Source organism: Flavonifractor sp. An4 (assembly GCF_002161755.1).
Taxonomy (GTDB): domain Bacteria; phylum Bacillota; class Clostridia; order Oscillospirales; family Oscillospiraceae; genus Flavonifractor; species Flavonifractor avicola.
In genome coordinates this window covers 21,881-28,896 of record NZ_NFIL01000033.1, presented here as the reverse complement: position 1 = coordinate 28,896, position 7,016 = coordinate 21,881, and the positions used below count along the sequence as shown (strand labels likewise).

At 63.7% G+C, this 7,016-nt stretch carries 6 protein-coding genes; 3 read left to right on the top strand and 3 right to left on the bottom strand.

The annotated features are described in order from the left end of the window. Nucleotides 1-174: 174 nt before the first annotated feature. The 3 genes from B5F94_RS12740 to B5F94_RS12730 form a co-directional block, all read right to left on the bottom strand. Nucleotides 175-1,581, bottom strand: coding sequence for a Sapep family Mn(2+)-dependent dipeptidase (locus B5F94_RS12740; protein WP_087330619.1), 1,407 nt, complete (start codon nt 1,579-1,581; stop codon nt 175-177). Nucleotides 1,582-1,586: 5 nt separating this feature from the next. Then, nucleotides 1,587-2,240, bottom strand: a complete 654-nt coding sequence (locus tag B5F94_RS12735) for a helix-turn-helix transcriptional regulator (RefSeq protein ID WP_087330618.1) — start codon at nt 2,238-2,240, stop codon at nt 1,587-1,589. Between the two features lie 67 nt (nt 2,241-2,307). Then, nucleotides 2,308-2,952, bottom strand: coding sequence for an L-fuculose-phosphate aldolase (locus B5F94_RS12730; protein WP_087330616.1), 645 nt, complete (start codon nt 2,950-2,952; stop codon nt 2,308-2,310). A gap of 127 nt (nt 2,953-3,079) precedes the next feature. Here B5F94_RS12730 and B5F94_RS12725 point away from each other — a divergent pair, with 127 nt between their 5' ends. The 3 genes from B5F94_RS12725 to B5F94_RS12715 are packed head-to-tail and all read left to right on the top strand — an operon-like array spanning nt 3,080 to nt 6,982. Next, nucleotides 3,080-4,282, top strand: a complete 1,203-nt coding sequence (locus tag B5F94_RS12725; protein ID WP_087330614.1) for an ATP-binding protein — start codon at nt 3,080-3,082, stop codon at nt 4,280-4,282. A gap of 38 nt (nt 4,283-4,320) precedes the next feature. Then, nucleotides 4,321-5,682 (top strand): TraB/GumN family protein, encoded by a 1,362-nt coding sequence (locus B5F94_RS12720; protein WP_087330611.1) that lies wholly within the window; start codon nt 4,321-4,323, stop codon nt 5,680-5,682. 28 nt (nt 5,683-5,710) lie between these two features. Beyond that, the gene (locus B5F94_RS12715) at nt 5,711-6,982 is read left to right on the top strand and encodes an amidohydrolase family protein (protein WP_087330609.1); all 1,272 of its coding nucleotides are present in this window, start codon (nt 5,711-5,713) and stop codon (nt 6,980-6,982) included. Nucleotides 6,983-7,016 lie beyond the last annotated feature (34 nt).

Sequence of the window (7,016 nt, the reverse complement as noted above, 5' to 3'; positions counted from 1 at the left end):
CGTTTGTGCAGTTGGCAGACCGCACTCCTATTATAGCAAAGGGAGTTTTTTTATCTTTTTCATCGCCTTAGGCTTTTTTGAACCACTCGCCTAGCGAGTGGTTTTCTTTATACAAAAAGGCCGAAATCCCCTGTTTGGAGATTTCGGCCTTTTTACGCAATCAATGGGTTTCCATCAGCCGCACAGGTCAATGATGGCCTGAGCGAAGATCTTGGCGGCGGTGAGCTGGTCGGCAATGCAGGTGTGCTCGTCAGCCCCGTGCATATTGCCGTTGAAGCCGGGCATGGCGCAGCCGAAGGCCACGCCGCCGGGGATATCGTGGACGTAAGTGCCGCCGCCGATGGCCAGGCACTCCCCCTTCCGGCCGCTGTACTGCTCGTAGCACTTGAGCAGGGTGCTGACCAGAGGGGTGTCGGCGGGGGTATAATGGGGGGCCTGCATTCCGCCCTCGGCAGTAAAGCCGAACTTGGCGAAGGCAGCCTCAGCCGCGGCCTTGCAGTTTTCCTCGTTGGCGCACACCGGCACCCGGCTGTCGAACTGGCCGGACAGGCCGGTGTCGTTCAATTCCAGCAGGGAGAAGGCCAGGGTCAGCGGACCGGACATCTCGTCGGCCTGAGCAATGCCCAGGGCCTTACCGGCGCAGTCCCCGTGGGGGAAGAGGGCGTTGAGGGCATGGAGGGCGGCGGTGGAGCCCACCTTTGCCAGGGGCAGAGCGCACAGCAGATGGATCAGGCCGGTGATGGCGTTGACGCCCTCCTCCGGAGTGGAAGCGTGGGCGCCCTTGCCCTTGCACAGGATGTGTAGGTCATCCCCCCGCTCGGTAAGCACATAGATGACGCCGGTCTCACCGGCAGCCTTGTCGCAGTAGGGCTGAGCCGCTTCGGCGGACAGGCCGGCCACCACACACTCCGCTTCGGGAGGCAGCACGTTGATGCGGAACCCGCCGTGGAGCTCCTTCACCCGGGGAGTGGCGCTCTCCGCCGCCCAAGTCTTGGTGAACACCGGCTTGTAGCTGCCCTTCTCCAGGTTGATAACGGGGAACTCGCCGTCGGGAGAGAAGGTACAGGGGGCGTAGGGCTCCTTACTATAATAATAGGCGATATCCTCAGAGCCGCTCTCCTCGTCGGTGCCCAGCAGCAGCCGGACATTCTTCTTCAGGGGCACACCCAGGTCCCGGACGGCCTGCATGGCCAGCAGCACGGCGGCCACCGGGCCCTTGTCGTCGTCGGTGCCACGGCCGTACAGCATCCCGTCCACCTCGATGGGCTCATAGGGCTCCGTCACCGTCCAGCCGGTGCCCTCCCCCACCACGTCCAGGTGGCACAGGATATGCAGCTGGGTCTCCTGATCGTTGAAGTCCACAGCGCCTACATAGTTGTCGTAGTTCTTGACGGAGAAGCCCAGCTCCTCCGCCAGCTTCAGGCCCTCCGCCAGGGCGGCGGCGGGGCCGGGACCAAAGGGCATTCCAGGCTGGGCCTCCTCCCGGACGCTGCGGATACGCACCAGTCGGGAAATGGCCTCCACCAGCTGCTGCCGGCGGGCCGGGTCGTCAAAATAGGCGTTGATTTGATCCTGATACATGGAACTTATTCCTCCTTGGGTTTTTCATCTCCGCCGGCGGCGCCGGTCAGCTCCCCCAGGTACTTGTACACCGTATACCGGGACACCTGGAGCCGCTTGGCCACAAAGGGCACCGACTTGCGGAAGGAAAAGGCGTTTTTCTGGTCCAACAGGGCAATGATCTTCATCCGGTCCCGCTTGGTCAGCACGTTCACCGGCTTGCCTACCGCCGCCAGGCACTCCTCGAAGATCTGGGTCAGCTGACCCTCCCCGCCGTGCCACATGGCGCTTTGCAGGTCGGCCTCGGCGCTCATCAGATCCACCAGGATGCGGTTGGCATAGACCAGAGAGCTGTAGTCAAAGTTGATGCCCAGGGCCAGGTTGAAGTCCTCCCCGATGAGGTGGAAGGTACTGCTCTTGATCTGCTGGCCCGAGGGGGTGGTGGCGTAGAGGTTGACGAAATCGGTGACCAGAGCGTCCTGGTCCAGCTCCTTGGCGGTGCCCAGGATGTCCATGGTGGAGCCTACCGTCCGGCCGGATACATGGCCGTTATAAATGGATAAAATGGGGTGCCTGGGGTCCCCCATGTCGTGGACCAGCGTCTCGCAGGTGGAGCCAAACATCTCCGCGATCCCCCGGGCGGTCCGGTCCAGAAATTCAAAGGCTTCCTCCCGATCCATTGGTTCACTTCCTTCTCTCTTGGTTTCCAGTCCAGATTGTACTCTGAACCGGGCTAAAATGCAAGGCTCAGGCCTGGCGGTAGCTCTGGAACTTACCCAGCACCGCCTCCAGCTCCTCCGGCGTCAGGTTCACGCCGCCCCCGGCCTGCCTGGTGTAGTAGTACACCTTGGCCAGAAACTCCAGCTGCTGGGCGGCGTCAAAGGCGAAGGACAGGCTGCCCCCCACCGCCAGCAGGCCGTGGTTGCCCAGCAGGCAGGCGTTGTACTCCTCCTTCATCCCCTCCCAGGCCGCCTCGGCCAGCTCCAGAGAGCCGAAGGGATAGTAGGGGATGCAGGGCACCTGCCGCCCGGCGTAGGCCACCAGATAGTGGACCGGCTCGATGTTCCAGCGCAGGCAGGAGAGCACCGTAGCGAAGGTGGAGTGGGTGTGGACCACCCCGTTCACGTCCTGCCGCCGCTGGTAAAACAGCCGGTGGAGGTCCAGTTCACTGGAGGGCTTGCGTTTGCCCTCCACCACCTTGCCCTCCAGGTCGGCTACCACCACGTCCTCCGGGGTGGTGGCAAAATAGTCCATGCCGGAGGGGCTGATGGCCATGAGGCCGCTCTCCCGGTCAAATACGCTGAGATTGCCGAAGGTTCCATCGGTCAGGCCGGTGGTGACCAGCTTTTTGCCGTATTCCACCACCTGCTCCCGCTGATCCTGTAACAGCATAAACAAGACTTCCTTTCTCTATGCCCGTTTCCTCAAGCATACGGAAAACCGGAGCGCAAGTCAAGCCTTTGCATTGACAGCAGGCTCCTCCTCGCATAAAATGGACACAGACAAGGAGGAGCCCGACATGATAATGGAAACCCTGCGCTTCGCTCTGGGAGACGTGGCCGCTTACCGGCATATTCTGGACACCCACGAGCTGGGTCTGGTGCGTACTCTGCTGGACAAGCTGGCCCTTGGCGACACCGCCGGGGCGGCGGAGGCCTACGCCAGCCTCTTCTATACCCTGCGGGAGGGCCGGTATCCCGGCCTGGGAGACTGGCTGTATGACCAGCTGCGCTATACCGAGTCCCCCTACGCCCGGCTGGCCGAGGAGGGCGGGTCAGACCCCGCCCTGGAGGAGGCCGCCCGCCGGGACGTGGCCATTTTCGCCCAGCTGTGTGAGCTGGACTGCGGGCAGCTCATCGCCGCCATGGCCCGGAAGGCCGACCCCGCCCTGCTGCCGGTGCTGGAGGGCCTGCCCCGGTGGCCCGCCGGTTGTCCCTTCACCTTTGAGGGGCTCACCGATTTCTACCGTGCCCACGGCTCCGGCCTCTTCGCCCGCAGCCGTGCCTTCCTGTGGGAGGACGGCCAGCTCTTCCCGGTGGAGGAGCCCGACTGTCCCGGCCCCGACGAGATGCTGGGCTACGAGCTCCAGCGGGACCAGGTCATCGCCAACACCCGGGCCATGCTGGAGGGCCACCACGTCAACAACGTGCTGCTCTTCGGCGACAGCGGCACCGGCAAGTCGGCCACGGTAAAGAGCCTGCTCTCCCGGCCCGGCTTTGAGGACCTGCGGCTCATCGAGGTACAGAAGGAGGGGCTGGCCGATCTGCCCCGGCTCATCCGCAAGCTGGGCGGGCGGCGGCTCAAGTTCATCCTGTTTATCGACGATCTGGCCTTCGATCAGGACGACACCACCTATTCTGTCATGAAAACCATCCTGGAGGGCGGTCTGGAGCGCCGCCCCGCCAACGTGGCCATCTACGCCACCTCCAACCGCCGCCACCTGGTGCGGCAGACCTTCTCCGACCGGGCGGGGGACGAGGTGGACGCCAGCGAGACCATCCAGGAAAAGACCTCTCTGGCCGAGCGGTTCGGCCTGCGTATTCCCTATCTGGCTCTGAACAAGGCTGAATTCCTGGACCTGGTGGAAAAAATGGCCGCTCTGTACGGCGTGACCATGGACCGGGAGACCCTTCGTACCGGCGCCGGCCGTTGGGAGATGAGACATCCCGGCCGAACGCCCCGCACCGCCAAGCAGTACATCGCCAGCCTCAGTCTGACGTAAACACACCATTCTCCACATAAGGAAAGGAGCATCCCTCTATGAAACGGAACCTGTTGAAAAAAGCACTGGCCGGTCTGCTCTCCGCCGCTCTGCTGGCTCTCCCTGCGCTGGCGGCGGAGCCTCAGCAGCCCTCCTCCTGGGCAGTGAGCGCTCTGGCCGACAGCTATGCCCTGGGTCTGGTGGACGATAACTACACCACCTACATCCAAAGCCCGGTGACCATGGAGCAGCTGGAATCTATGACCAGGGTGGTGGCCGGCAAGCTGGCCCTGCTGGAGCTGGAACCCCGGACGGCAGACGCCGTGGGCCTGGTGGTAGACACCACCCGGGGCGGCGTGATGAACGCCCTGTATCAAGAGGCGGCCACTTATGACCTGCCCGGCGTGGAGGAGGGCCCGGAGGCCTTTCTGACCGGGCTGGGCGTGGTCCAGGGAGACGGCGCAAGCCTGGCCCAGGAGCGCACCTGCACCTATCAGGAGGCCATGGTCATGGCCAACCGGCTGATCCTGGCCATCTATGACGGGCAGGACGCCGGCTCCAAGGGTCTGCTGTGGAAGGCCACCAACGGGGATAACACCCTGTACCTGCTGGGCACCATACATCTGGACCGGGACAACGTCTATCCCCTCCACAAATCTCTCCGGGACGCCATTCAGGCCTCCGAGGAGGTTATCTTTGAGCTGGATCTGAACGACCAGGAGGGTATCGCCCTGCTTCAGAGCCTCCAGACCTATCAGGACGGCACCACTCTGGCCGACCACATCAGCCCCGAGCTCTATCAGCGGGTACAGGCCGCCGCTGCCGCCCTGGGCATGGACCCCAACGCCCTGGATGCCTATAAGCCCTGGGCTCTGGCCTCCACCCTCTCCACCCTGTCCATGCAGGACGACACCACCGGCAGCAACGCCATGGCCATCGACAGCTATGTGAACGCCGCCGCCGTCAACGCCGGCAAGGCTATCGGCGCGGTGGAGACCTACGCCTTCCAGGGCGGCATCTTCGACGGTCTCTCCCCCGAGTATCAGGAGTCTTATCTGGACTCCGCCCTGGCCGGTTTTGAGAGCACCCTGTCCGGCGCCGCCACTTCCCCTGAGATCGGCGAGGCCCTCCAGGCACAGGAGGAGATCCTCTCCGCCATGTTCGCGGCCTGGAAGGACCGGGACCCGGAGGCCTTCTCCAAGGTCTATGACAAGGCCGCCATCATCAACAGCACCGACGAGCTCAACTCCAAGCTGTTCACCGAGCGGGACCCCGGCATGATCGAGGCCGCCGCGGGCTATCTGGAGACTGAGGGCAGCCACACCTACTTTATGGCGGTGGGCGCCGGCCACATGGTGGACCCCGGCGGCATTGTCAGCGGCCTGCGTGAGCTGGGTTATACCGTGGAACTGGTACCCTGATTCTTTTCAACTCTGAAAGGAGTACCACATGATCCTGAAAGGAACCTTCCTACACACTCCCAAACTGGGGACGCTGGAGGTACGTCCTGAGGCCTATCTAATCTCCCAGGGAGAGACTATCGTTGGTCTGTATGACACTCTGCCCCCGGAGTACGCCGGTCAGCCGGTGGAGGACTGGGGGGACGCCCTGATCATCCCTGCCTTTACCGACCTGCACATCCACGCCCCCCAGATCATTAACCGGGGCATCGGCTACGACAAGGAGCTGCTGCCCTGGCTGGAGACCTACACCTTCCCGGCGGAGGCCCGCTTTGCCGATTCCTCCTTTGCCGACAGGGCGTGGAAGGCCTTCCTCAACCACCTGTGGGCGGTAGGCACCCTGCGCTTTGCCGCCTTTGCCACCGTCCACAAGGAGGCGGCATGGCGTCTTATGGAGCTGTCCGAGGCCTCCGGCCTCCGCGGCCTCATCGGCAAGGTGAACATGGACCGCAACTCTCCCCCGGAGCTTCAGGAGGACACCGGCGCCTCCCTGGCGGACACCGAGGAGCTGATCTGCCGCAGCCGGGAAGAGCTGCGCCGCACCGGCTTCATCCTCACCCCCCGGTTCGTCCCCTCCACCACGGCAAAGCTGATGGACGGGCTGGGCCGGCTGGGAGAGAAATATGACCTGCCCATCCAGTCCCACCTGTCGGAGAACCAAAGCGAGGTGGCCTGGGTGGCTCAGCTCCACCCGGACATCCCCACCTACACCCAGGTGTATGAGCACTTCGGGCTGCTGCGGCAGGACAAGACCATCATGGCCCATGCCATCCATCTTTCCGACGGTGAAAAGGCCCTACTGAGAGAGAAAGGCGTCATGCTGGCCCACTGCGCCCTGTCCAACACCAACCTGTCCAGCGGCATCATGCCCCTGCGGCAGGACCTGGTGCTGGGCCTGCGGTGCTGCGTAGCCAGCGATGTGGCCGGCGGCCATGCCGCCAACCTGAGCCGCAGCGTCACCGCTACGGTGCAGGCCTCCAAGCTGAACTGGCTGACCCACCCGGACCAGCCCTCCCTCTCTCTGACGGAGGCCTTCTACCTTGCTACCCGTGGGGCAGGCTCCTTCTTCGGTCAGGTTGGGGCCTTTCTGCCCGGCTTTGAGTTTGACGCGCTGGTGCTCCGCCCCTCCGCTCTGGATGCCCTGGTGGAGCGCACCCCCTTCGAGCGGCTGGAGCAGTTCCTCTACGACGGGGACGACCGGAACATCGCTGCCCGCTACTGCGCCGGGGAATTGATTCCTCAGCCCTTCCCCCAGCTTTAAACCAAAAGGGGCCTGCCGCCGCAGGCCCCTTTTT